Raw genomic sequence first — 23887 nt, 5'->3', positions numbered from 1 at the left:
GCTGACGGTTCGGGGGTGCTTGTCAAGGCGGGAAAGATGCCTTGACAAGCACCCCCGAACCGCAGGGAGGCTTCGTATCGGGGTGCGGGGGAGGGGCTGGGTGCCTCGCTTGTTTGGGTGCATCGGCGCCTGTTTTAGGGCCGTGAGGGAACCCTGGGGCAGGGGCGGGGAACCCTCGCGGGCGGTGGGCGGGGTCAGCGGCTGTTCGGGGCTGGATCTCCGGAAGTCGCCTCGTTCGGGAACAGCGGGACGGTCAGGAGAGTTTGCAGAGAGAGACGGAGTGAACCGACTGCGTCTACTGCTGTGGGGGTGGTGAGCCACTGGACCTGGAGGCCGTCCATCAGTGCGATGAAGGTGAGTGCCGCCAAGTCCGGGTCGATGCCGGGGCGCAGCTCGCCTGTTTCGGCGAGCGCGCGGAACGACTGGGCGATGCTGTCGCGGGCTTCGCGGTAATGGCGGGCGAAGTAGGCGTGTGCGGGGTGGTCTTCCGAGATCGCCTCGGCGGCCAGGCGCGCGTACACCTCGACGATGCCCCGGTGGCGGACGTTGTGTTCGGCCAGCGCGAGGAAGCGGCGCAGGACTTCGAGGCCGGGCGGGGCGGCGGTCAGTTGTTCGCGCGCGGCGTCCTCGGCGTCGCGGCGTTCCAGTACCGCGGCGAGCAGTGCTTCCTTCGTCGGGAAGTGGTACAGCAGGCCGGCGTGGGTGATGCCTGCTCGTTTGGCTATTTCCCGCAGCGACGACGCGTGGTAGCCGGCCTCGCCGTACACCTCGGCGGCCGCCGAAACGATGTCGTCGCGGCGGATTCTGCCCTTCAGGTAGCCCTCGCTCACGGGGCGGCGGCCAGGTCGGTTCCCACCCGCCCATCATGCCCCAGCCCCGTTCGCGTCCGTGTTCCCGACTGGACCCGACCCCCGAAGAGGAGCCGAGCCCGATGACCGAGCTTTCCCCGTCCCCGGTGCTGCCCCGGGCGGCCCGCGTCGCCACCTGGACCGTGTTCGCGCTGTGCGGGTTCGCGGTCGGCATGTGGGTGGTGCACATCCCGGTGATCGAACGCGCGACCGGCGTTTCGCACACCGCGCTCGGGGCGCTGCTGCTCGTGCTCGGCGGATCGGCGCTGCTCGGGATGCAGGTCACCGGGCCGCTCGCGGACCGGTTCGGGCATCCGCGGGTCGTGTCCGTCGCGGGGGTGCTCGTCGGGGGCGCGGTGGTGCTGCCGGGGCTCGCGGCGAACTGGTGGACGCTCGGGCTGGCGCTCGCGGCGTTCGGGTTCTTCAACGGATCGCTGGACGTCGCGATGAACGCGCACGCGGTGGTCGTCGAACGCGCTTATCCGCGGCCGATCATGGCGGCCTTCCACGCGATGTGGTCGATCGGCGGCGCGATCGCGGCCGCGGTCGGCGCGGCGGTGCTCGGGGCGGGCGTGCCGACGCTCGTGTCGCTCGGCGGCACCGGCGTGCTGTGCATCGTGGTTTCGCTGGTGGTCCGCCGGTACTTGCTCGACTCCTCGGAGGAGACCGCGGAAAAAACCGCGGAGAAAGCCGAACCGACGCGGACGCCAGCTCGCGTGGTGTGGCTGCTGGGTCTGCTGGCCTTCGCGCTGATGCTGTCCGAAGGCGTCGCGAACGACTGGGCCGCGCTGTATCTCCGCGACGGGCTCGGGACGTCCGAAAGCACCGCCGCCCTGGCTTACGGCTCGTTCGCGGTGGCGATGACCGTCGGCCGGTTCGTGACCGACCGGGTGGCCGCGCTGGCCGGGCCGGTCGCCGTGGTGCGCTACGGAAGCGGGCTGGCCGCGCTGGGGCTGGCGATCGCGTCGCTCGCGCCGTGGGTGCCGCTGTCGTTGTGCGGCTGGGCGGTGTTCGGGCTCGGGCTTGCCGGCGGCGTCCCGCAGTTGTTCACCGCGGCGGGCAACCTCGACAAACGCGCGTCGGGGACGTTGATGGCGCGGGTGGTCGGCGTCGGATACGTCGGGCTGCTGGCCGGTCCGGCGATCATCGGCGGGCTGGCGCACTGGGTGCCGCTGAACGTCGCGTTCCTGCTGCCGCTGGCGTTGTGCGTGGTGGCGGTGGTGCTCGCGCCCGCGATGAAACCCCGCGGCTGAGTCAGCCCCCGCACGCCCGGGGCCGCAGCTTCTGGCCGCCGCCGGACAGCGTGATCGTCCCGGACTCCCCGCCCCCGCCCGCCGCGATCACCGTGCAGACGAGCTGCGCGACCGCGTTCGGCGACAATTCCCGGACGTTCACCCCGATCGCCGCCTCGCTCACTCCGATGGCGATCGGCTCGAACGACGGCGGAAGCTCGGTCGTGTAGCCGCCGGCCCGTTCGTCCTCGTCCGGCCCCTGCTCCAGCGCCCGGACCCGGTCCGCGGCCACTTCGCCGACGCCGCTGCGCACCACCGGGACGACCCGGCCGTTCAGCACGAAATACACCGTCGCGGTGGTCCCGAAGTTCCCGTTCGGCGGCCCGCTGGGCGCGTTCTCGCCAGGGATCACACCGCTGGGCCGCACCCCGCAGCTGCTCGCCAGCGCCAGGACCGCGAGCATCGCCAGCAATCGCTTCATCGCACCTCCCGAGGCAGCCACAACGTGAACACCGCACCGCCTTCGGGCCGGTTCCCGGCGACCAGTTCCCCGCGGTGCAACCGGGCGTTCTCCCAGGCGATCGCGAGCCCGAGCCCGCTCCCTTCGGACCGGCTGCGCGCGGTGTCCGCCTTGTAGAACCGGGAAAACACGTGCGGAAGCACCTCCTCGTCCAGCCCGGGGCCGGAGTCTTCGACGGCGAGCGTGATCCCCGCCTGGTCGCCCCGCAGCCGCACCGTCACCGGCTCCGCGCCGTGCCGCAGCGCGTTGCCCACGAGATTGGCCACGATCACGTCCAGCCGACGCGGATCTATCCGCGCGCGGATCCCGTCCGGCAGCTCGGTCTCGACCGCGAAGCCTCGCGCCCGCAGCGTCGCCCGGACCGCCTCGGCCACGTCGACGTCGTCCACCTCGAGCGACGCGGTGCCGGAGTCGAACCGGGTGACCTCGATCAGGTCGTTCACCAGCCGCGTCAGATTGTGCGTTTCCTGGCTGACCAGCCGCACCGCCTCGCCCGCCGCGTCCGGCAGCCGCTTCGCCTCGGCGTCGAGCATGTCGGTGACCGCGGTCATCGCGGCCAGCGGCGTGCGCAGTTCGTGCGACACGTCGGCGACGAACCGCCGCGCGTCGGCTTCCATCCGGCGCAGTTCGCCGACGTGCCGTTGCAGCGATTCGGCGGTCGAGTTGAACGTCTCGGCGACACTGGCCAGTTCGTCGCTGCCGCGGACGGCGATCCGGGCGTCGAGGTCGCCCGCGCCGAGCCTGCGGGCCGCCCGCTGCAGTTCGCCGACCGGCCGCAACACGCTCCCCGCGGCCAGCACGGCGAGGATCAGCGCCACCACCAGCGCGGCCCCGCCGGCGAGCCACGCGTCCCGGGCGAGCCGGTTCACCGCGTCGATTTCCGCGTCGAGATTGCGCAGTTCGTAGACCTCGATGCCGGACGGGATCGCCGGACTCCGCCGGTCGCCGGTCGAGATCAGCAACTGCGAGCCCAGCAGCAGCTGCGTCACGCCGCCGACGTCCACCCGCTGCCACGCGACCCGCCCGGACCGCACGACCTCCCGCAGCTCCGGCGTGATCACCGCGGCGGGCAGGTCGCCCGCGCTGTGTCCGCCGCTCGTCACCAGCGCGGAGGTCTTCCGGCCGTTCAGCCGGTCGGCGGCCGACTGCAGCGCGCTCGGGGACACCGGCTGCCGGGGGAGCGGGTACAGCTGCTTGAGCTGGGTGGTCATCTCGACGGCGGCGTTGTCCTGGGTGCGCTGCAGGATCCCGTTCCGCGCCTGCACGTAGCCGATCCCGGCGACGGCCAGCGCGGTGAACACGCTCAGCAGCGCGAACGCCACCAGCAGCCGGGTGCGCAGCCCGCGCAGCCGCCAGCCGGTCACAGCGGCCCGAAGCGATAGCCGAACCCGCGCAGGGTCTGGACGTACACCGGTTTCGCCGGGTCGTCCTCGATCTTCGCGCGCAGCCGCTGCACGCACGCGTCGACGAGCCGCGAATCACCGAGATAGCCCTGGTCCCACACGGATTCGAGCAGCTGCTGGCGGCTGAGCACGCGGCCAGGCGCCGACGACAGCTCCAGCAGCAGCCGCAGTTCGGTCGGCGCGAGCCCGATCACCGTGCCGTGCTTGCTGACCACGAGACCCTCGCGGTCGATCGTCAGGTCGCCGTGCCGTTCCGGGCCCGGCTTCGCGTCCGGATTGCGCGGCTCGCCGCCGGTGCGGCGCAGCACCGCGCGGATGCGCGCCTCCAGCACCCGGGCCTGCGCGGGTTTCACCACGTAGTCGTCGGCTCCCGCCTCGAGCCCGGCCACCACGTCGATGTCGTCGTTGCGCGCGGTGAGCATGATGATCGGCAGGTCGCCGGCCGCGCGGATGCGGCGGCACACCTCGAAGCCGTCCATCCCGGGCAGCATGAGGTCGAGGACGACGACGTCGGCCGGGTGCCCGGCGAGCCGGGCGAGGCCTTCCTCGCCGGTCTCCACCGCGTCGACCGTGTGGCCCTGGTACGTCAGGGCCAGCCGCAGGCCGTCGCGCACGGCCTGGTCGTCTTCGATCAGCAGCACCCTCGGCATGTCTCCCACTATCGCAGCCCGCCCGTCCGGCCGCCCGGACAGTCCACAGCGGACACCGGGCCCCAGCGTGCCCGGCCCGGATCCCCGCGCGGTGCGTGCGGTGTCATCGTTCGGTAACAGCGCTGCCGCGGCGAACTGTTACAGAGCTGTCAAACTCCGTGCGCAGTGCGCGCACACTGGGGCCCGAAAGTGGACCCCATGATCGAGTCGCTTCGCCGGCCCCGGGTCCTCGCGGCCGCCACCCGCCTCCTGGCGATGGCGCTGCTCCCGGCGGCGTTCCTGCGTTCGCCCGGCCGCGGCCGGCACCTGGCCTGCCAGTGGGCGCTCGCGATGCGATACCCGGCCGAGGACCTCGCGGGCCTCAGCGAACCGGCCCGCGCGGCCTTCGCCGCGGCGCGCACCGAGGCGTTCTGGCGGTACCGTCAGCTGATCGGAGTCACCTCCGGCCACCGCGACGCCGCCCACCAGCACCGGCTGTTCGCCGAGGAGGTGCACCGCACCGGCTCCGTCGCCGCGGCCCGGCGGCGAGTGCTGCCCCCGCACGAATCGGCGCACGTCCGCGGCACCGCGCTGGACGTGCGGCCGGTCGAGGGCGCGGCGTGGCTGGAGCGGCACGGGGCGAAGTACCGGCTGTATCGCCGGTATGACAACGAATGGTGGCACTTCGAGTACCACGCGGACACGGTGCCGATGCGGTTGCCGGATCCGGACGCGCTGCGTGCGCCTTCGCTGGCGCGGGCGGTCGGCTAGCGCAGCCGTCATCCGGCCGCCGCGGGGGTCGCGGGCCGGAGTGTTCCGTCGAAGAACAGCAGGGCGTCGTCGCCGGCGCCGCGTGTCGCGGAGCGCACTTCGCCGACGAAGATCGAATGGTCCCCGCCGGCGTAGTGGCTGACCAGCGTGCATTCGAGCCAGGCCAGCGCGCCGGACAGCAGCGGGGCGCCGGTGTGCGGCCCGGGGACGCAGTCGACGCCGGCGAACTGGCCGGGACCGAGCGGACGGTCCCGGCCGGAGAAGTAGCTCGCCAGCCCGCTCTGCCCGGCGCTGAGCACGGACACCGCGAACGACCCGGTCCCGGCGATCGCCTCGTGCATCGCGGCGGTCCGGGCGACGCAGCACAGCAGCAGCGGCGGGTCCAGCGACACCGAGGCGATCGCGTTGGCGGTCATCCCGTGCACGCGGGCGCCGCCGGTCGTCAGCACCGTCACGCCGGTCGCGAAGCGGGCCATCGCCTTGCGGAAGCCGGCCGCCTCGACGACGCGGCCGTTCCGTTCGTTCAGCACTGGCCGCTCCCGCCCGAGTACGGAGCCAGCGCGTCCCGCAGCGCCGCCGGCACCCTGGTGGGCACGGTGGCCGTGTTCGGGCCGCGCATGCAGGCGATGCGCTGGCGTCCCCGGGCGACCAGCTCCTCCTGCCCGCCGCGCAGCACGACGTAGTCGAAGCTGAACTCGACCTGGGTCTGGGTGAGTTCCTGCAGCCGCATCCGGACCGAAAGCTCGTCGAGCGCGGTGATCTCGGCGAAGAACTCGCATTCCGCCTTGAGCGTGAACAGCTTCAGGTCCGCGCGCAGGTCGTCGATCACCTCCGGGGCCCGCTCGTGGAGGAACATTTCCCGGCACCGGCCCTGCCAGCGGAGGTAGTTCACGTAGTAGACGTTGCCGACGAGGTTCGTCTCCTCGAATCCCACCACGTGCCGCAGTTCGTAGTAGTCCGCCATCTCACCGTTCCCCTTCAGCCAGTACCGCGAACACGACCGGCTCGGCGACGCCGGCCACCGCCGCCGTCCAGGTCGCGATCCGCGCGGGCCCGGACGAGAAGACCGTCCACCCGTGCGGAAGGACTTCGTCCACAGTGGTCTTCGGATCCGCGATCCCGTTCTTGCGCAGGCATTCCAGCGCCGTCCACACGCGGGTGCCGGCGACCGCGGACGGCATCCCGGACTCCCGGACCAGCAGGTCCCGGACGGCGATGCCGTCGGGGCCGAGCAGCCCCGCCCAGTCCGGTTCGGCGCGGTCGGCGACGGTTTCGACGTCGCAGGCGAGCGGACGGCTGCCGGCGACCGCCAGCGTCAGTTCGCCGGAATGCGACGAGGAAACCAGCGCGCCGTCGGTTTCCGGCCGTCCGTCCGGGCGGTAGCGGATCCGCGCCGGTTCGCCGAGCGCACGGCTGAGCGCGAGCGCGGTGCGTTCCCGGCGGCCCGCGCCGGCCGGTCCCGGCTCCAGCACGACCGAGCGCGTGCCGCCGAGAATCCGTTCCAGGGACCGTTCCAGGTAGGACCCGGTGACCGTCGGGCTCCACGGGCCGGTTCGCTCGCGGTGGCGCACCGCGCGCAGCCGCAGTCCTTCCCAGCGTTCGACGAGCTTGCCGTCCGGAGTGAGGACGTCGATGTCGTAGGTGTAGCTGTCCCCGTCCTGCTCGCGTTCCCGCGCGTCGATCACCACCGTTTCGCCGACCGGCTGGGCCGGATCGGCCAAATGCAGCCGCTCGACGCCTTCGGGAAGCAAGGTGGCGTCCGGCACGCAGCACTGCAGTCCGTGCATCACCGCGTCGCGAGTCCCGGGATCGGCCAGGACCGTTTCCTGCGGCAGGAACGAGGCGAACCACGGTTCGGCCGCCCGCGTCGCGATTTCGGCGACCGCGTGCCGGGCGGCGGCCCGGCGGTACCCGCGGACGCGCTGGAAACGCTTGCCCTGGAACATGACTTGGCCGTAGTACTCCTCCCGCGGCCGGGCCGGGATCAGCGGCAGGCCGAGCAGTTCGGCCGGGCCTTGCGGCTCCTCGGACGCGAACCGGGCGACCGCGCGGAAGTGGTCGGCGCCGAATCCGGTTTCGCTGGAACGGATCGTCACTTCGACGGTGTCGCCGTCCCGGGCCAGCGCGGCGATCCGGACAGTGACCGAACCGTCCGGCGGCACCGCGATCGGGCGCAGGAACCGCAGGTCCTCCAGCACCGGGACGCCATCGCGTCCGCTGGCCGCGGCGGCCGCCTGCGCCATCGCCTCCATGCCCAGCACCGCCGGGAACAGCAGGGCCCCGTCGAGTTCGTGGTCGGCGAGATAGGGATCGCTGCCCGCGGTCAGCTCCGCCTCGGTGACGAGTTCGACCCCGGGGTAGTGCACCAGGACCCGGTCGAGGAACCGCTGGACGGGCACCTCGGCGCGGCGCAACGGAAGCGTCGGCAGCCCGCCGGTCCGCCCGGACACCACGACCACCGGCCCGGCGGCCGGATCGCACAGCAGCTGCCGCAGCAGGTCGATGCCCTGTCCGGCGGACACCGGCGTGATCCCCTCGCGCATCAGCGCCTCGACGACGCCGAGCCGCTCGCCCATGCCCGCGCCGGACCAGACCGACCATTCCACCGCGAGCGCGCGGGCGCCCGGATTCCGCTGTCCGAATTGGACAGTCGCCTCGGTCATCCAGTCGTTCGCGGTGGCGTAATGGGCTTCGCCGCGCAGCCCGGCCCGGCCGATGATGCTGCCGAAGGTGACGAGCAGCCGGATCCGGTCCTCGCCGACCGCGTCGAGCACGTTCTGCAAACCGGTCGCTTTCGGAGCCAGCGTCGCGCGGAAGTCGTCGGCGGTCAGGGAGGGGATCGCGGCGGGCGAGTTGCGGCCCGCGCCGTGCAGGACCGCGGTCACCTCGCCGAGTTCCTCCCGGAACCGGCGGACGGCCGCGCGCACCTGGTCCGCTGAAGAAACGTCGGCGGACAGGTACTGGTGGCGGACGCCGGCGTGCGCCATGCGTTCGAGGTTCGCGGCGAGTTCCTTGTCCTCGGCCGGGTCGGCGCGACCCAGCAGCGCGAGGCTCGCGCCGGTGTCCTGGGCGACGGCGAGCGCGCACTCCGCGGTGATGCCCTTTCCGCCGCCGGTCACCAGCAGGACGTCGGTGCTGCCGAGCGGATGCGGTCCGTCGGCGAGCCGCAGCGGGGTCAGCTCGGGCACGGTCCGGGCGCCGTCCGCCGCGTACTGGACCTCCGAGTATCCGGTGGTGGCCGCGACTTCGGCGGTCACCAGGGGGATCGCGGTTTCGGCGGAGACCGCCGGATCGGCGAACCGGACGACGGTCACCGGGACCGAAGCGGACTCGAGGAAGAACGTCCGGGCGAGACCGGCGGCGACCGGACCGTGCTCGACCACGACGAACCGCGTGCCGGACAACGCCGTCTGCGCCGCGCGGAGAGCGAGGTCGAGATGGGATTCGCCGGCGTCGGCGGGAAGGCAGAGCAGCACGCCGTCGCCGAGGCCGGCGTTTTCCAGCGCGTCCCGGACGGGCTTGGCGAGCGGATGCCCGTCGGCCGAGTACACCATCCAGGCCCCGGGCCGCCCGGCCGGCGCGGCGGCGGGGGCTTCCCGCTCGACCCGCCCGACCTGGAACGCCCGCACCCACGGCGCGACGCCCGGCACCTCCTTCGCGCCGGCGTCGTCCTGCTCGGTTTCGGCGAGCTGGTCGATCATCCCGGCCAGTTCCCCGACGCTCACCGTCGCGAACCCGGTCGTGGCCGCCAGCGCGGGCCGGCCCAGTTCGCGGGTGACGCCGTTGACGACCTGGCCGACCGTGATCGAGCTCAGGTGGAGTTCGTCGAGCGGATGGGTGTCCGGGCCGATCAGCTCGATCGGCAGCTCCACCCGTTCGGCGAGCTGCCTGCGCAGGACGTCCAGCGTCGAACCGGATCCGGCCGGGGCCGCGGGCTCGGGGCCGGTCTCGCCGGCGAAGACGACCCGGCCGGCGTCGGATTCGGGGGCCGCTTCGCAGGGGCTGGCGAGGAATTCGAAGCCCTCGTCGAGCGGGAACCGGCGCACCACCCGGCCGGCGAACAGGGCCGCGACCCGCGGTTGCGCGCCCAGCACGAAGGCCGCGCCGAGCGCGAGCAGCAGCGGCCGCAGGGAATCGCGGTCGGTGTCGAGCGGCAGCACCGGCTTGCCCGGGACGATCTCGGCGGCGAGGTTGCTGAGCACCCGGCCGGGGCCGAGTTCGAGGATCAGATCCGCGTCGGCGCAGGCCTTTTCCGCCGCTTCGCGGAAGCGGACCGGTTCGGTCACCTGGTCGCGCAGCAACCGGCCGAGGTCCGCGTCCTCGGCGAGCAGGTCGCCGGTGACGGTGGAGTAGGTCTTCCGGTTCGGCCGGGCGAAGGCGAATTCCTCCAGCTTGCGCTCCAGTCCCGCCGCGGCCGGGGCGACCAGCGGGGAGTGGAAGGCGTGCGCCACCGCGACTTTCGCGGTGGCGAAGCCGGCTTCGGCGGCCCGGCGGCACACCCGGTCGACCGCTTCTCCCGGCCCGGAGACGACGGTCTGGCCCGGCCCGTTGAAGGCGGCGACGACCACGTTCTCGTCGCGGAGCAGCCGCGCGGTTTCGTCGGGTCCGGCCGCGATGCTGGCCATCGCGCCGCCGCCGCGGCTCGCGGTCTCCATGATTTCGCCGCGGACCGCGGCGAGCCGCACGACGTCGCGGGCGCTGAGCGCGCCGGCCCAGTGCAACGCGCTCAGCTCGCCCAGGCTGTGCCCGGTCGCGGTGTGCGCTTCGAGGCCGAGGTCGCGCAGCACGTGCAGCGCGGTGACGGAAGCGGCGACGATCCGGGGCTGGGCGGCTCTGGTCGACAGCCGGGCGTCGGCGGGGAGGTCGAGGTCGAACGCCTCCGCCGAGGCGGGGAACCGGCGGCGCAGCGCCCGGGCGTCGCCTTCTCCGGAGCCTTGGCCGGGGAAGAGGTACGCGATTTTCGGCTGGGTGGCAGCGGTGTCCAAGAAAATGCCGTCGCGGGGGCGGAAGGCCTTGGTTTCGCCGTCGTCGAGCAGTTGAAGGAGCACCGCCAGCTTCCGCTCGGCGTCCTCGGGCGCGTCGGTCACGATCGCGGCGCGGAACCGCGCACCGGTCAGTTCGCCGGCGAGCGTGAAGGCGACGTCGGCGAGTTCGGCCGCGGCGAGCCGTCCCGCCGCCGCGTGCACGCGCTCCACCCGTTCGCGCAGGGCGGCCGGGTCCGGCGCGTCGAACAGGAACACCTCGGCGTCCTGCCGTCCGGCGGCGGCGAGGACGGTCTGCGCGTCGAGGTCGGCCCGGCGAGTGCCGCCGGGGGCCTGCTCGACCGCGATGTGCGTGTTGATGCCGCCGAACCCCATGGCCGACACGCCGGCGCGCATTTCCTCCCCGGCGGGCCACAGCAGCGGTTCGGACGGGACGAACAGCATCGCGTCCTCGCCGAGCAAGCCCGGATGCGGGACGGACTGCCCGGTGCCCGGCGGGATCACCTGGTGGTGCACGGCCAGGCACGCCTTGATCAGCCCGGCGATCCCGGCGGCGGCCTTGGTGTGGCCGAAATTCCCCTTGATCGAGCTGAGTGCCGCGGGCGCGGTCGAACCGGCTTCGCGGCGCGCGGAGGACAGCGCGGCGATCTCCGTCGCGTCCCCGACCGCGGTGCCGGTGCCGTGCCCTTCGAAGTAGGACACGGATTCCACGCCGTAGCCGGCCTTGGCGTACGCGCGGGAGAGCGCGAGCGCGTGCCCGCCCGCTTCCGGCCGGGTCATCCCGCCCTTGCCGTCGGAGGAGACGCCCCAGCCGGTGATGGTCGCGTAGACCCGCAGCCCGCGTTCGAGCGCGTCCCGTTCGCGCACCAGGACCAGCTGCCCGCAGCCCTCGCCCGGCCAGAACCCGTTGGAATCGCGGTCGTAGACCTTCATCTCGGCGGTGGCGAGCGCGCCGGTCTTGGCGAAACCGATGGTCTCGAAGGGATCGATGGACAGGTCGACCCCGCCCGCGAGCACCGCGTCCAGTTCCCCTTCGGCGAGCGCCCGCGCCGCGGTCGCCACCGCGAGCAACGACGACGAGCAGGCCCCGTCGACGGTGTACCCGCCGCCGCGCAGGTCGAAGTGGTTGCAGATCCGGCCCGCGATGGTGTTCCCGAGCCCGCCGGCCAGGGAATCCTCGTTGATCGGCGGGAACGGCGCCTTGTACCGGCCTTCCAGCTCCTCGAGGAACGCGGCGGTCTCGTCGGCCGCCCAGCCGCGGTCTCCGAGCGCGGCGGCGAGCGTGCGCCGGACGTAGGGCCAGCGCAGCCGCATCATCCCGGCGCGGGTGAACTCGCCGCCGAGGCTGTTGCCGAGCACCACGCCGGTCTTCTCGTGGGGAAGCCCTTCGCCGTCCGGGAACCCGGCGTCGGCCAGCGCGCGGCCTGCCACGTCGAGCGCGACCCAGTGCGTCGTGTCGCTGGCCCGGTAGGTGTCCTTGGAAACGCGGTACTTGACCCGGTCGAACCGGAAATCCCGGAGCACCGCGGCCTTCTCCGTGTACATCCGGTCCGCCGCGGCCGGGTCGGGGGAGTAGTAGTCGTCGAGGTTCAGCCGTTCGGCCGGAATCCGCCGGAACGCGCGGCGCCCGGCCAGGACGTTGTCCCACAGTTCGGCAGGCGAACCGGCGTCGGGATAGCACAGTCCGATGCCGACGACTGCGATCCGGTTTTCCGTCATTCTCCACGCAGCTTTCTCTTCGCCGGGAAATCGCGCCCGAATTCGGTGAGGCAAGGCCGGTCGAGGCACGGCCGTTGCCGGGGAAGCTCACCGAACACGCTAGGCGCACCGCGGCCCACGCGTCTTCTTCGGCACTGTCCGACCCGGGCCGGTGCTGGGCAGCGACGGAGACGTCGCGGCGGCCGGACCCGCGCACAATTGGCTCGCGAGGAGGAAGAATGCCGAATATTGCGGGAACTCTCCGCCGGCTCGTGCTGGCCCCTTCGCTGGCCTCGGTCAGCTTCGCCGGGCGTGGTTTCGAGATCGAACCGAGCGATTCGACCCGGCGGTTGGAGGCTATTCCGCGCACCGTGGTGTGCGGTTTCGAATGGGCCATCGAAACACGCCGGATCAGCGAACTCGAATTGCGGCTGGAACTGATCGAACCGGAATTGCGCGGGTTCGCCTACGAGGGCGCCGCGATGGCGCTCACCGTCCTGGACGCGACGGCGGGCGGTTCCCGCACCCGCGAACTGCTGAGCGGGAAGGGTGCGCCGCATCTGCTGCTCGCCTACATCGGCATCGGCTTCGCGATGGCCCGGCTGCCCCGGGCGCGCTGGCGGAAGGTGCTGCCGGACCTCGAACCGTCGGTCTTCCATCCGGTGCTGAGCTGGCTCGTCGTCGACGGGTACGGCTTCGACCTCGCCTACTTCGGCGCCGAACGCTGGATCGGCAGGCAGGAAATCCCGAAGCCGTATCCGTGGCAGGGCTCGCCGGGGTATTTCCCCCGCGCGGTGGACCAGGGAATCGGCCGGGCGCTGTGGTTCGTGCACGGCGGGCGGCCCTCGCGGGTGCTCGACGCGGTCGGCGCTTTCGCGGAGGCGCGGCACGAGGATCTGTGGGCCGGCGTCGGTCTCGCCGCCACCTTCGCGGGCGGCTGCGGCGCGGACGAACTCGCCGCGCTCGCCCAGGCCGCGGGCGCCCATCGCGCCGCGCTGGGCGTCGGATGCGTTTTCGCGGTGCGGGCCCGGACTTTCGCCGGGCACGTGCCGGAGCACACCGAACTCTCCGCGCTGGCGCTGGCCGGGGCCGGGGTCGGCGAACTGGCCCGGATCGCGGACGAGACCGCCGTCGCCGAGGACGGCGCGGCGGAACCCGCTTACGAACTCTGGCGGCAGCGGATCAGACAGCGGCTGCACGCCATCGAACCCATCGGATGAGGAGCCGGTACATGCCATTGCGAGAACGACCCGGACCGGTGCGGCCCGGCCGGTCGCCGGGAGCCGCCTTCCGGGCGGCGCGGCGGAAACTGCTCACGCCGGACGTCGCCGAAACCCGGCTCGCCGTCCGGGGTTTCCACGAAAAGGACGCGGCCGCGCGGGATCTGCTGGAAACCGTCGGCCGCACTTTTCTCGAGGGATACGGCAGCGCCGTCGAATCGAGGTCCGCGCCGGAGATTGTCGAGCGGCTGGCGGAGATCCCGGACCGGTTCCGCGGCTTCGCCTACGAGGGCGCGGGCATGGGACTGGCCATTGTGGACGGTCTCCCGTTCGGCGGCTCGTCACGGGTGGCGCGGCTGCTCGGCACCGAGCCCGGCTCCGCGCAGCTCTACCTGATCTACGTCGGCATCGGCTGGGCGATGGCCCGGCTGCCGCGGATCTGCTGGCCTCGGCCCGACCGGCTGGACCCGGTGGTGCGCTGGCTCGTGCTCGACGGATACGGCTTCCACCAGGCCTACTTCCACACCCGGAAATACGTGCACGAGCAATACCGCGAAAAGACGTTCGGCTGGCCGGACAAGACCCGCGGCGAGTACGCGCTCCGGGTGGTGGACCAGGGCATCGGGCGGGCGATGTGGTTCGTCGGCGGCGCCGATCCCGACCAGGTCGCCACGCTCATCGAACGGTTCCCGCGAGCGCGGCAAGCCGATCTGTACAGCGGGGCCGGACTCGCCGCCACTTACGCCGGCGGCGTGACCCGGGAAGAACTGGAGCGGTTTCGCGACCGCGCCGGGGAGCACGCGCCCGCGCTGGCCCAAGGCAGCGTTTTCGCCGCCGACGCGCGGGTTTCCGGCGGGATCGTCGTCCCGCACAACGCGCTGGCCACTTCGGTGCTCTGCGGCATGAGCCCGGAGGAAGCCTCGCTCGCCGCCCGGAAGGCCCGGCCGTCCGGGCCCGACGACGGCCCCCTGCCCGCCTACGAGCACTGGCGGCAGGCCCTTTCCCGACAGTTCGTCTCCGACGGGGGTGCTAGCACGTGAAAACCGGAGTGAAGCGATTGCTTCCGGGCGTCGTGGCGGTCGCGCTGATGCTGACCTTGTTCGCCGTGGCCAGGGTTCCCGCCACGTCGGCGAGCGAGGAACGCGCGGTCGCCGCGCGGTATCAGTTCACGCCGATGACCATCGCCATGCCGGCGGCGCCGAAGCAGCAGACGATGCGGAAGGTCAACCAGGCCTACCGGGACATCGCGGGCTGGGTGTCCTCGGTGGGCGCCGGCATCGCGATGGCCGACCTGGCCGGCACTGGGCGCCCCGAGGACCTGTGCGTCGTGGACACCCGCACCGACCAGGTCGTGGTGACGCCCGTCCCGGGCACCGGGCCGCGGTACGCGCCGTTCGCGCTCGACCCGTCCCCGCTCCCGATGGACGACACGATGGCCCCGATGGGCTGCGCTCCCGGCGACTTCACCGGGTCCGGGCGGATGGGGCTGCTGGTCTACTACTGGGGCCGCACGCCGATCCTGTTCCTGCCCAAGGCGAGCGCGACCGGCGTCGGACCCGGCACGTACGAACCGGTCGAACTGGTCCCGCATTCGGGCGGTTCCCGTTACGCCGGACCGCAGTGGAATTCCAACGCGGTCGCGATCGACGATTTCGACGGCGACGGGCATCCGGACATCTACGTCGGCAACTACTTCCCGGACAGCCCGGTGCTCGACGCCACGAAGTCCGGCGGCGTCGTGATGAACGGTTCGCTGTCGCACGCGGACAACGGCGGCCCCGCGCACGTGCTGCGCTGGGTTTCGGCCAGCAACGGCGACCATCCCGCCGCCCGGTTCGACCCGGCGCCGGACGCACTGCCCGCCGACGACATCTCGTCCAAGGGCTGGACGCTCGCCGCCGCCGCGAACGATCTCGACGGCGACCAGCTGCCGGAACTGTTCGTCGGCAAGGACCACGGCGGTTCCGCCTTGCTGCGCAACGTGTCGCAGCGCGGCCGGATCAAGTTCGAGCGCGTCGAGGCCGCGCGCGATCCGATGGTGCCGAAGTCGAAACGGCTCGGCTCGGACACCTCGTTCAAGGGCATGGGCGTGGACTTCGGCGACCTGGACGACCACGGCCGGTACGACTTCTTCATCAGCAACATCACCACGACCTTCGGCATCCAGGAAAGCAACCTGCACTTCGTCAACTCGACGAAGAACGACGCCGAGGCCCGCGCCGCGCTGAGCCGGGGCGAAGCGCCGTGGACCGACCGCAGCACCGATCGCGGCACGGCGTGGGGCGGCTGGTGCTGGGACGCCAAGCTCGCGGACTTCGACAACAGCGGCCACCTCGCCATCGCGCAGGCCAACGGGTTCGTCAAGGGCGAGGTCAACCGCTGGCCGCAGCTTCAGGAACTGGCCACCTCGAACGACCTGACGGTCGGGCATCCGGGGCTGTGGCCGAACGTCCGCGAGGGCGACGACATCGCCGGCAACCAGGGGATGAACTTCTTCGCCAAGGGCGCGGACGGGCGCTACGTCAACATCGCGGGCGACCTCGGCCTGAACGCCCCGGTGCCGACCCGCGGGATCGCCGTCGGCGACGCGTTCGGCGACGGCAGGCTGGACTTCGCGGTCGCCCGGCAGTTCGACGCCCCGGTGTTCTACCGCAATACCAGCCCCGCTCCCGGCGCGTTCCTCGGCCTGAAGCTCTACCGCGACGACCCCGCCGCTCCCGGTTCGCTTCCCGCCCCGGGCACCCCGGTGATCGGCGCGCAGGCGACCGTCACGACCGCGGACGGCCGAGTCCACATCGGACACGTCGACGGCGGCAGCGGGCACTCCGGCAAGCGAAGCCAGGACGTCCACTTCGGACTCGGCGAAAACGTCGCCGGACCGCTGCAGGTCGACCTGAAATGGCGCGATTCCTCCGGCCAGCCGCACGAGCAGCGCCTTCAGCTCGGCACCGGCTGGCACACCCTGACCCTCGGCGCTACGGCGAAGGAGAAGTGAAGACCATGACCGGGCAGACGCACAGTCCGCCGAACCGCGACCCCCGGGTCGTCACGGCGTTGCGCAGATTCGCCATTTCGATCACCGTGTTCAACATCCTCGGCTACACCCTGCTCGGCTTCGAGCAGCCGTGGCTGTGGCCGATCATCGCGATGCTTTGCGCCTATACCGTCGAAATCGGCCTCGAAACGCTCGCCGCGCGGGTCGAGCGCCGCGCGCCGCGCTTCACCGGCAACGGGGTGCGCGGGGTCGTCGAATTCCTTTTCTCCGCGCACATCACCGCGCTGGCGGTGAACATGCTCAGCTACGTCAACGACCAGATCTTCGCGATGATTTTCGGGGTGACGGTCGCGATCGGGGCCAAGTGGGTGCTGCGGGCCCCGGTCCGCGGCCGGATGCGGCACTTCATGAACCCGTCGAACCTCGGCATCGCGGTGATCCTGGTGGTCTTCCCGTGGGCGAGCATCGCGCCGCCGTACGAGTTCACCGCCAAGGTCGGTCCGGTGTGGGACTGGGTGATCCCGATCGTGATCCTGGCCTCGGGCACGATGCTCAACGCGATGCTGACCCGGCGGATGTGGCTGATCGCCGGCTGGCTGAGCTTCTTCGCGCTGCAGGCCGTGGTGCGCGGGCTGCTGCTGGGCACCGCGATCCCGGCCGCGCTCACCGCGATGACCGGCGTGGCGTTCGTGCTGTTCACCAACTACATGGTCACCGATCCGGGGACCACGCCGAGCAAACCCGGTTCCCAGTTCGCCTTCGGGGCGGGCGTCGCGATCGTCTACGGCGTGCTCACCGGCGCGGAGATCGCCTACGGGCTGTTCTTCGCGACCGCCATCGTGTGCCTCGTGCGCGGCGGGTTCCTCTGGGCCTTGCACGTGGTGGACCAGGCCCGCGCCGCCGAGGAGGCACAGCGCCGGTCCGCCGCCGCGGTCGAGGCGGCCGCGGCCGGAACCGCGAACGGGAGCGTTCCGCAGCAGCTCGCGGCGGGGACCGCGGGATGACCAGCGCCGCGGTCCGCCCGCCGGGACCGCCGAGGCGGGCGACGCCGAATCTGCTCCGGATGCTGTTCACCGACCGGCTCGCGCTGATGTCGCGGGCGGCGAGCCGGTACGGGGACGCGGTGCGCATCGCGATCGGGCCCAAGCAGCTGTATTTGTTCAACCACCCCGACTACGCCAAGCACGTGCTGGTCGAGGCGAATGACAACTACCGCAAGGGAATCGGGCTGGCACAGGCGCGCCGCGCGCTCGGCGACGGGCTGCTCACGAGCGAGGGCGAGCTGTGGCGGCGGCAGCGCAAGGCGATCCAGCCCGCGTTGCAGCAGAAGCGGATCGACGCGCAGGCCGGCGTCGTGGCCGCCGAGGCGGGGGAGCTGGCGCGGCGGCTGGCCGCCCGGATCGGCGGCGGCCCGGTCGACGTGGCGGGCGAGGTGACCAGGATGACCGTCGGCGTGCTCGGCCGGATGCTGCTGCACGCCGACCTCGGCCCGGCCGCCGTCCTCGCCCACCACTTCGACGCGGTCCAGGACCAGGCGATGTTCGAGGCGGTGACGCTGGAGGCGATTCCGTCCTGGCTGCCGCTGCCCGGGCAGCGCCGGTTCCGGGCCGCCCGGGCGGCACTGCGGCGGCTGGCCGGGCAGGTGGTGGACCAGCAGGGCTCCGGCGTGCTCGCCGAGGCGCTCGCCGGAGCCGGCGGCGACCGGGCGCAGGCCAGGGACGAGGTGATCACCCTGCTGCTCGCCGGGCACGAGACGACAGCGAGCACGCTCGGCTGGACGATGGCGATGCTCGACCGGCATCCGGACGTGGCGGAGCGGGTGCGCGCGGAGGCGGCCCAGGTCCTCGGCGACCGGCTGCCCGCCGCCGCGGACCTGCACCGGCTGGTCTACACCGGCAACGTGGTGCAGGAGGTCATGCGGCTGTACCCGCCGGTGTGGCTCCTGCCGAGGGTCGCCGTGGCGGCCGACCGGATCGGCGGCTACCCGGTGCCCGCCGGGGCCGACGTGGTCGTCTGCCCGTACACCCTGCACCGCCACCCGGAGTTCTGGCCGGACCCGGAGCGGTTCGACCCGGACCGGTTCGAGCAGTCCCGGGCGGCGGGCCGGCCGCGGTACGCCTACCTGCCGTTCGGGGCCGGGCCGAGGTTCTGCGTCGGCCGCCATCTCGGGCTGATGGAGGCGGTGTTCGCGGTCGCGGTCCTGTGCCGGGACCTGCGGCTGTCCGTCGTGCCCGGGCACCGCCTGGTGCCCGAGGCGATGCTCTCGCTGCGCATCCGCGGCGGGCTGCCGATGTCGGTGCGGCCCGCCTGACGTTGTTCCCGTCCCGGGTTTGCCGGGACGTTCACCGAGGAGGAGAAATGACCCAAGCCGTCGTGTCCCGCGAGACCCTGGCCGAGATCCAGGACTTCTACGCCCGCCAGGTGCAGGCCATGGACAACGGCCGGTACGCCGAATTCGCCGACACCTTCGCCGAGGACTGCGCGTTCACCCCGGTCAAGAACCAGAGCACCGCGCACGGCAGGCAGGCGATCGTGGCCAAGCTCGACGATTTCGCCCGGACGCTGTCCGGGAACGGCGAGCAGCGGCGGCACTGGATGTCGATGTCGGTCATCGACGAGGCCGGGCCCGGCGAGTACGACGTCGTGTCGTACGCGCTGGTGACGAACACCGCGCCGGGAGAGCCGCCGAAGTTGCATTGGTCGGGTGAGATCGTGGACCGGTTGGTGCGTGAGGGTGACCGGTTGCGGGTGCGCACGCGGGCGGTCAACAGCGATTCGATCGCCTGAAAAATCCGGAAGGGACGCCCCGGCGAGGGCGTCCCTTCCGGCTTGGGCGGGGTTCAGTAGTTGCCGAGTCCGCCGCAGACGTTGATCGCCTGCGCGGTGATCGGGGCGGCGGCTTCGGTGGTCAGGTACCGGACGAGCCCGGCGACCTCGTCCGGCGTGGTGTAGCGGCCGAGCGGGATCTTGGCGGTGAACCGGCTGAGCACGTCGTCCTCGGTGGTCTCCCAGATCCGCGCGTAGTTCGCCCGGACCTCTTGCGCCATCGGGGTTTCCACGTAGCCGGGGCAGACCGCGTTGACGGTGATCCCGGTCTTCGCCAGTTCGAGGCCCAGCGCCTTGGTGAACCCGACGACCCCGTGCTTCGACGCCGAATAGGGCGCGCCGAGGACAACGCCCTGTTTTCCGCCGGTGGACGCGATGTTGACGATCCGGCCGGACCCCCGCTCCAGCATCCCGCCCGTGGTGAGCGCGGCCCGGCAGGCGAAGAACACGCTGTTGAGGTTCGTCGCGAGGACGTCGGTCCACAGGTCGTCGGTCAGCTGCGCGGTCGGTCCGCCGCCGCTTCGGCCCGCGTTGTTGACGAGCACGTCGACGCGGCCGAACCGCTCGACTGCCTCGCGCGTTACCGCGTCGACCGCGGCGGACGAGGTCACGTCGCAGGCCGCGCCCGCGACGTCCGCGCCCGCCGCGCTGAGCTCGCGCACGGTGCGGTCCACGTCGCCGCCGGTGCGCGCGCAGAGGAAAAGCCGGAAGCCGTCCTTGGCGAGGCCCTCGGCCACCGCCAGTCCGATGCCCCGGGTGGCTCCGGTCACCAAGGCCACCGGCTTGCCGCCGTCCGTCATCGATTACTCCTTCTCGGTAAGGGGAATTGTCCTCCTCCACCGTGCACAAAGGACCTTCAGCCTCGCTAGAGCCGGGGGTGACCGGTTGGTTAGCCGGATTGAAGGCGCGCCCGGCACGGTGGGAGCAGGCCCGAAAACGTCGTCCGGGAGAGACCATGACCTTCGATTATCAGGAGCTGCTCATCGGCAGCCGCTGGGCAGACCCGGCCGGCCGGAACCGCATCGGGGCCGTCTCGGCGGCCGGCGGGGAACCGCTGGGAAGCGTGCCGGAGGGCACGGCGGCCGACATCGATCTCGCGGTCGCCGAGGCCAGGGAAGCCTTCGACGATCCGCGCGGCTGGTCCCGCTGGCCTGCCGCGCGGCGGGCGGACGTGTTGCTGCGCCTGGCGGAAATCCTCGAGAAGCGCAGCGCCGAAACGGTTCGCCGGGTCAGCGCGCAGAACGGCATGCCGGTCAGCGTCGGCGCGTACAGCGAAGGCGTGGTACCCGCGATGCTGCTCCGGTATTACTCGGCGCTCGCCAGCGAATTGCCCGAGGAAGCGTTGCGGCGCAACCTGAGCGGCGGCACGACTGTCGTGCGCGAGGTTCCGGTGGGGGTGCTGGCCGCCGTTGTGCCGTGGAATTTCCCGCAGACGCTGACCTTCGCCAAGATCGCGCCCGCGCTGGCGGCCGGCTGCACGGTGGTCGTGAAACCGGCTCCGGAGACCGTTCTCGACGCGTTCCTGCTCGCCGAATCCGTCGCGGAGGCCGGTTTCCCGGACGGGGTGGTGTCGATCGTGCCCGGCGGCGCGGACGTCGGCGCGTACCTGGTCGCGCATCCCGGCGTGGACGCGGTCGCCTTCACCGGTTCGACCGCCGCCGGCCGGGAAGTCGCGCGGGAATGCGGACGGCTGCTCCGCCCGGTGACGCTGGAGCTGGGCGGGAAGTCCGCGGCGATCCTGCTCGACGACGTCGACCTGGCCGCCGCGCTTCCCGCGCTGGCCGCGGCGACGCTCGGCAACAACGGCCAGACCTGTTACCTGTCCACGAGAATCCTCGCGCCCCGGCGGCGGTACCACGAGGTGGTCGACGCGGTCACGGCGATGGCCGCCGGACTGCGCGTCGGCGATCCGCTCGACCCGGCGACCCAGCTCGGCCCGCTGGTCAGCGAGCGGCAGCGGGACCGGGTCGAGAAGCTCGTCGCCGCGGGCCGGGCCGAGGGCGGCCGGATCACCACCGGCGGCGGACGGCCGGCCGGCTTCGAACGCGGCTGGTACGTGGAGCCGACGGTGTTCACCGGTCTCGAGAACAGCAGTTCGGTCTGCCAGACGGAAATCTTCGGCCCGGTGCTCGCGGTGCTGGAGTACGAGAGCCCGGACCACGCGGTGGCGCTCGCGAACGACAGCGCCTACGGGCTGGCCGGAACGGTGTGGACCGCCGACGAGGAGCGCGGCCTGGCGCTCGCCCGGCGCATGCGCACCGGCACGGTCGGCGTCAACGGGTACACAGTGGACATCGGCGCGCCGTTCGGCGGCACGAAGGCGAGCGGGCTGGGCCGGGAACTGGGCCCGGAGGCGTTCGCCGCGATCCGGGAGCCGCAGTCGATTTACCTGCCGCGGCGGGAATGGGACCGCTGATGGGCGCGGAAGGATACGACACCGTCGTCGTCGGCGGCGGGACCGCCGGATGCGCGGTCGCGGCCCGGCTTTCCGAGGACCCGGCGCACCGCGTCCTGCTGCTGGAAGCGGGCGGCTCCAACCGGATGCCGCAGGTGCGGATCCCGGCGGCGTTCGCGGCGCAGTTCGGGTCCAAAGTGGACTGGGACTACCGCTGCGAACCAGAACCGGCTTACCACGGCCGGGTTCTGGCCCATCCAAGAGGCCGGATGCTCGGCGGCAGCGGGTCGATGAACCTCATGCTCTACATCCGCGGGAACCGCCTCGACTACGACGGCTGGGGCGTGCCCGGCTGGTCCTATGCGGACGTTCTCCCGTTTTTCCGGCGCTCGGAGCACAACGAGGAGTTCCGGGACGAGTACCACGGCACCGCGGGCCCGCTCAACGTCACCAAGATCCCGTCGCCGGATCCGCTGACGCACGAATGGATCGTCGCGGCGGTCGCCGCGGGCCTGCGGCCGAACGCCGACTTCAACGGCGCGGAGCAGGACGGCGTCGGACGGCCGCAGGTGACGCAGCTGCGCGGTTCCCGGTGCGACCCGGCGACCGCGTTCCTGCGCCCGGCGCTCGGCAGGCCCAACCTGACCGTGGTCACCGGCGCGCTGGCCGACCGCGTCCGGCTCCGCGGCGGCCGGGCGGTGGCCGTGGACTACGTGCACCGGGGCGCGCTCCGGACCGCGTTCGCCAGCGGCCGGATCGTGGTGTGCGGCGGGACGTTCGGCAGCGCGGAAATCCTCCAGCGGTCCGGAATCGGGCCGGCGGACCGGCTGCGCGCGCTGGGCGTCCCGGTCGAGGCGGACCTGCCCGCGGTCGGCGCGAACCTCGCCGAGCATCCGCTCGTGTCGCTGCAGTACGAGATCGCCTCGGACGAGGTCGGCCTGCACGACGTGACCGGCCGCGCGAACCTGCCGCGGCTGCGTTACCTGGCCGAATGGGCGTTGCGCCGGACCGGGAAACTCACCAGCAACGCCGGCGAGGCGCTGGCGCACGTCCGCAGCGAACCGGGCTTGCCCGCGCCGGACTTCCAACTGCTGTTCGCCCCAGTCTTCTTCGCCGCCGACGGCCGCACGCACCCGGCCCCGGCGATCACCATGGGCGCGTCGTACCTGACTCCGGTCAGCACCGGCTCGGTCCTGATCCGGTCCCGCCGCCCGGACGAGCGCGCGCAGGTCCGCCTGAACCTGCTGTCGACCGACGCGGAACTGGCCGCCTGCCTGCGCGCACTGGACCTGCTCCAGGACATCGCCGCCCGCCGCCCGATGGCGGGCCACCTCGGCCGCGCGCTGCTGGAAGGCCGCGACCGGGCAGCGCTGATCCGGCACCTGCGGCAAACCGGCGCGCACACCTTCCACGCGTCCGGAACGGTCCGGATGGGCCCGGACGGCGCGGTGGACGAACGACTCCGAGTGCACGGGATCGACGGACTGCGGGTCGCGGACGCCTCGGTGTTCCCCGCCATCCCGCGCGGAAACACGAACGCGCCCGCGCTGATGATCGGCGAACGGTGCGCGGAATTCATCCGGGAAGAGATTTCACCGACGAATGGAGTGGGAAATGGCGAAATTCGCGATCCTGGCCACGCAGGCCCCGAACGGCATCACCGGTGAGGACTACCGCCGCCGGCTGCCGGAGGGGGTGGCGTACATGAAAGGCCTGCTGGAACGCGGAGTGGTGACCCACGCGTGGACGAGAGTCGGCGCGTCGGGCGGGCTGTTCATCGCGGATGTCGGGTCGCACGAGGAATTGCTGGCGGCGCTGTACGACAATCCGATCAGCGCGCATCTGGATTTCGAGGTCGTGCCGCTGACCGATTTCGGGGAGTTCTCGGGGTCGTTCGAGTCGACTCCGGCGGGGGAATGAGTGAGGTCCCCGGGGCGCTTGGCGCTCCGGGGACCTTGTTTGTGTGTGGTGCGGTTCGCGACTCTCGTTCCCGAATCGGCTTCGGTGGGGGTATGAGTGAGGTCTGCGGGGTGCTTGGCCCCCCGGGGACCTTGTTTGTGTGGGGTGGGTGGTGCAGTTTCGCGACTCTGCTTCTCGCAGCCCGCGGAACCGGTGCGGTTCCGTGGGCTCTGGCTTCGGGGCGTTCTAGTCGACTCCGTTGGGGATGAAGTGAGGTCCCCGGGGGTGCTTGGCGCGCCGGGGATCTTGTTTATGCGTGGAGGCGGGCGGTGCAGATGCGTGACCAGGCGCTCCGGTTGCCGCAGCCTGGGTAACCGGTGTGGTTCAGTCTGCTTTGGTTCCGGGGAGTTCTCGGGGTCGTTCGAGCCGACTCCGGCGGCGGAATGAGTGAGGTCCCCCGGGATGCTCG

At 72.1% G+C, this 23887-nt stretch carries 19 protein-coding genes; 11 read left to right on the top strand and 8 right to left on the bottom strand.

The window, feature by feature from the left end; translation table 11 throughout:
* Nucleotides 1-194: 194 nt before the first annotated feature.
* Entirely contained in the window at nt 195-830 is a 636-nt protein-coding gene (locus F9C12_RS08935; protein ID WP_409465515.1) for a TetR/AcrR family transcriptional regulator, read from the bottom strand.
* A gap of 101 nt (nt 831-931) precedes the next feature.
* On the opposite strand from F9C12_RS08935, the gene F9C12_RS08930 reads away from it, so the two are divergent.
* Complete coding sequence (locus F9C12_RS08930; protein ID WP_409465514.1) at nt 932-2101, top strand: MFS transporter; 1170 nt, start codon at nt 932-934, stop codon at nt 2099-2101.
* 1 nt (nt 2102) lies between these two features.
* Here the strand turns inward: F9C12_RS08930 and F9C12_RS08925 are convergent, their stop codons facing one another.
* The 3 genes from F9C12_RS08925 to F9C12_RS08915 are packed head-to-tail and all read right to left on the bottom strand — an operon-like array spanning nt 2103 to nt 4653.
* Nucleotides 2103-2561 (bottom strand): hypothetical protein, encoded by a 459-nt coding sequence (locus F9C12_RS08925; RefSeq protein ID WP_409465513.1) that lies wholly within the window; start codon nt 2559-2561, stop codon nt 2103-2105.
* Complete coding sequence (locus tag F9C12_RS08920; protein WP_409181522.1) at nt 2558-3964, bottom strand: ATP-binding protein; 1407 nt, start codon at nt 3962-3964, stop codon at nt 2558-2560. The genes F9C12_RS08925 and F9C12_RS08920 overlap by 4 nt, the downstream gene beginning before the upstream one ends.
* On the bottom strand, nt 3961-4653 hold the full coding sequence (locus F9C12_RS08915; protein ID WP_409465512.1) for a response regulator: 693 nt from the start codon (nt 4651-4653) through the stop codon (nt 3961-3963). Before F9C12_RS08915 ends, F9C12_RS08920 begins: the two co-directional genes overlap by 4 nt.
* A gap of 198 nt (nt 4654-4851) precedes the next feature.
* Between F9C12_RS08915 and F9C12_RS08910 the strand changes: the two genes are divergently transcribed.
* Nucleotides 4852-5403 carry a D-alanyl-D-alanine carboxypeptidase gene (locus tag F9C12_RS08910; RefSeq protein ID WP_409465511.1) on the top strand — a complete coding sequence of 184 codons (552 nt, stop codon included), beginning with the start codon at nt 4852-4854 and terminating at the stop codon, nt 5401-5403.
* Between the two features lie 8 nt (nt 5404-5411).
* On the opposite strand, the gene F9C12_RS08905 is transcribed toward F9C12_RS08910, so the two are convergent.
* From F9C12_RS08905 to F9C12_RS08895, 3 genes are read right to left on the bottom strand one after another with little or no spacing between them, the layout of a single operon-like run.
* Nucleotides 5412-5933 carry a flavin reductase family protein gene (locus F9C12_RS08905; protein ID WP_409181519.1) on the bottom strand — a complete coding sequence of 174 codons (522 nt, stop codon included), beginning with the start codon at nt 5931-5933 and terminating at the stop codon, nt 5412-5414.
* Nucleotides 5927-6367, bottom strand: coding sequence for an acyl-CoA thioesterase (locus F9C12_RS08900; protein WP_409181518.1), 441 nt, complete (start codon nt 6365-6367; stop codon nt 5927-5929). The genes F9C12_RS08905 and F9C12_RS08900 overlap by 7 nt, the downstream gene beginning before the upstream one ends.
* Nucleotide 6368: 1 nt before the next feature.
* Complete coding sequence (locus F9C12_RS08895) at nt 6369-12104, bottom strand: type I polyketide synthase (protein ID WP_409465510.1); 5736 nt, start codon at nt 12102-12104, stop codon at nt 6369-6371.
* A gap of 218 nt (nt 12105-12322) precedes the next feature.
* Between F9C12_RS08895 and F9C12_RS08890 the strand changes: the two genes are divergently transcribed.
* Genes F9C12_RS08890 through F9C12_RS08865 form a run of 6 tightly spaced genes read left to right on the top strand, consistent with a single transcriptional unit; the run spans nt 12323 to nt 19085 of the window.
* On the top strand, nt 12323-13303 hold the full coding sequence (locus F9C12_RS08890; protein ID WP_409465509.1) for a DUF1702 family protein: 981 nt from the start codon (nt 12323-12325) through the stop codon (nt 13301-13303).
* Nucleotides 13304-13314: 11 nt separating this feature from the next.
* Nucleotides 13315-14343, top strand: a complete 1029-nt coding sequence (locus tag F9C12_RS08885; RefSeq protein ID WP_409465508.1) for a DUF1702 family protein — start codon at nt 13315-13317, stop codon at nt 14341-14343.
* 47 nt (nt 14344-14390) lie between these two features.
* On the top strand, nt 14391-16298 hold the full coding sequence (locus F9C12_RS08880) for a CRTAC1 family protein (protein ID WP_409466980.1): 1908 nt from the start codon (nt 14391-14393) through the stop codon (nt 16296-16298).
* Between the two features lie 5 nt (nt 16299-16303).
* The gene (locus F9C12_RS08875) at nt 16304-17302 is read left to right on the top strand and encodes an enediyne biosynthesis protein (RefSeq protein WP_409181514.1); all 999 of its coding nucleotides are present in this window, start codon (nt 16304-16306) and stop codon (nt 17300-17302) included.
* The gene (locus F9C12_RS08870) at nt 17299-18609 is read left to right on the top strand and encodes a cytochrome P450 (protein WP_409465507.1); all 1311 of its coding nucleotides are present in this window, start codon (nt 17299-17301) and stop codon (nt 18607-18609) included. The genes F9C12_RS08875 and F9C12_RS08870 overlap by 4 nt, the downstream gene beginning before the upstream one ends.
* A 47-nt stretch (nt 18610-18656) precedes the next feature.
* Entirely contained in the window at nt 18657-19085 is a 429-nt protein-coding gene (locus tag F9C12_RS08865; protein ID WP_409181512.1) for a nuclear transport factor 2 family protein, read from the top strand.
* Nucleotides 19086-19138: 53 nt separating this feature from the next.
* On the opposite strand, the gene F9C12_RS08860 is transcribed toward F9C12_RS08865, so the two are convergent.
* Nucleotides 19139-19924: an SDR family NAD(P)-dependent oxidoreductase gene (locus F9C12_RS08860; protein WP_409465506.1), complete on the bottom strand. Its 786-nt coding sequence runs from the start codon at nt 19922-19924 to the stop codon at nt 19139-19141.
* Nucleotides 19925-20079: 155 nt separating this feature from the next.
* Between F9C12_RS08860 and F9C12_RS08855 the strand changes: the two genes are divergently transcribed.
* Genes F9C12_RS08855 through F9C12_RS08845 form a run of 3 tightly spaced genes read left to right on the top strand, consistent with a single transcriptional unit; the run spans nt 20080 to nt 23439 of the window.
* A complete protein-coding gene (locus tag F9C12_RS08855; protein ID WP_409465505.1) occupies nt 20080-21540 on the top strand; it encodes an aldehyde dehydrogenase in 1461 nt (486 codons plus the stop codon).
* A complete protein-coding gene (locus tag F9C12_RS08850) occupies nt 21540-23186 on the top strand; it encodes a GMC family oxidoreductase (RefSeq protein WP_409465504.1) in 1647 nt (548 codons plus the stop codon). The genes F9C12_RS08855 and F9C12_RS08850 overlap by 1 nt, the downstream gene beginning before the upstream one ends.
* On the top strand, nt 23134-23439 hold the full coding sequence (locus F9C12_RS08845; RefSeq protein ID WP_409465503.1) for a muconolactone Delta-isomerase family protein: 306 nt from the start codon (nt 23134-23136) through the stop codon (nt 23437-23439). The genes F9C12_RS08850 and F9C12_RS08845 overlap by 53 nt, the downstream gene beginning before the upstream one ends.
* Nucleotides 23440-23887: the final 448 nt, after the last annotated feature.

Origin of the sequence: Amycolatopsis sp. GA6-003 (genome assembly GCF_046267895.1) — a bacterium.
In the GTDB taxonomy this organism is placed as follows: Bacteria; Actinomycetota; Actinomycetes; order Mycobacteriales; family Pseudonocardiaceae; genus Amycolatopsis.
The sequence above is the reverse complement of the archived record's forward strand: the minus strand, read 5'-3'. Positions and strand labels throughout refer to the sequence as shown.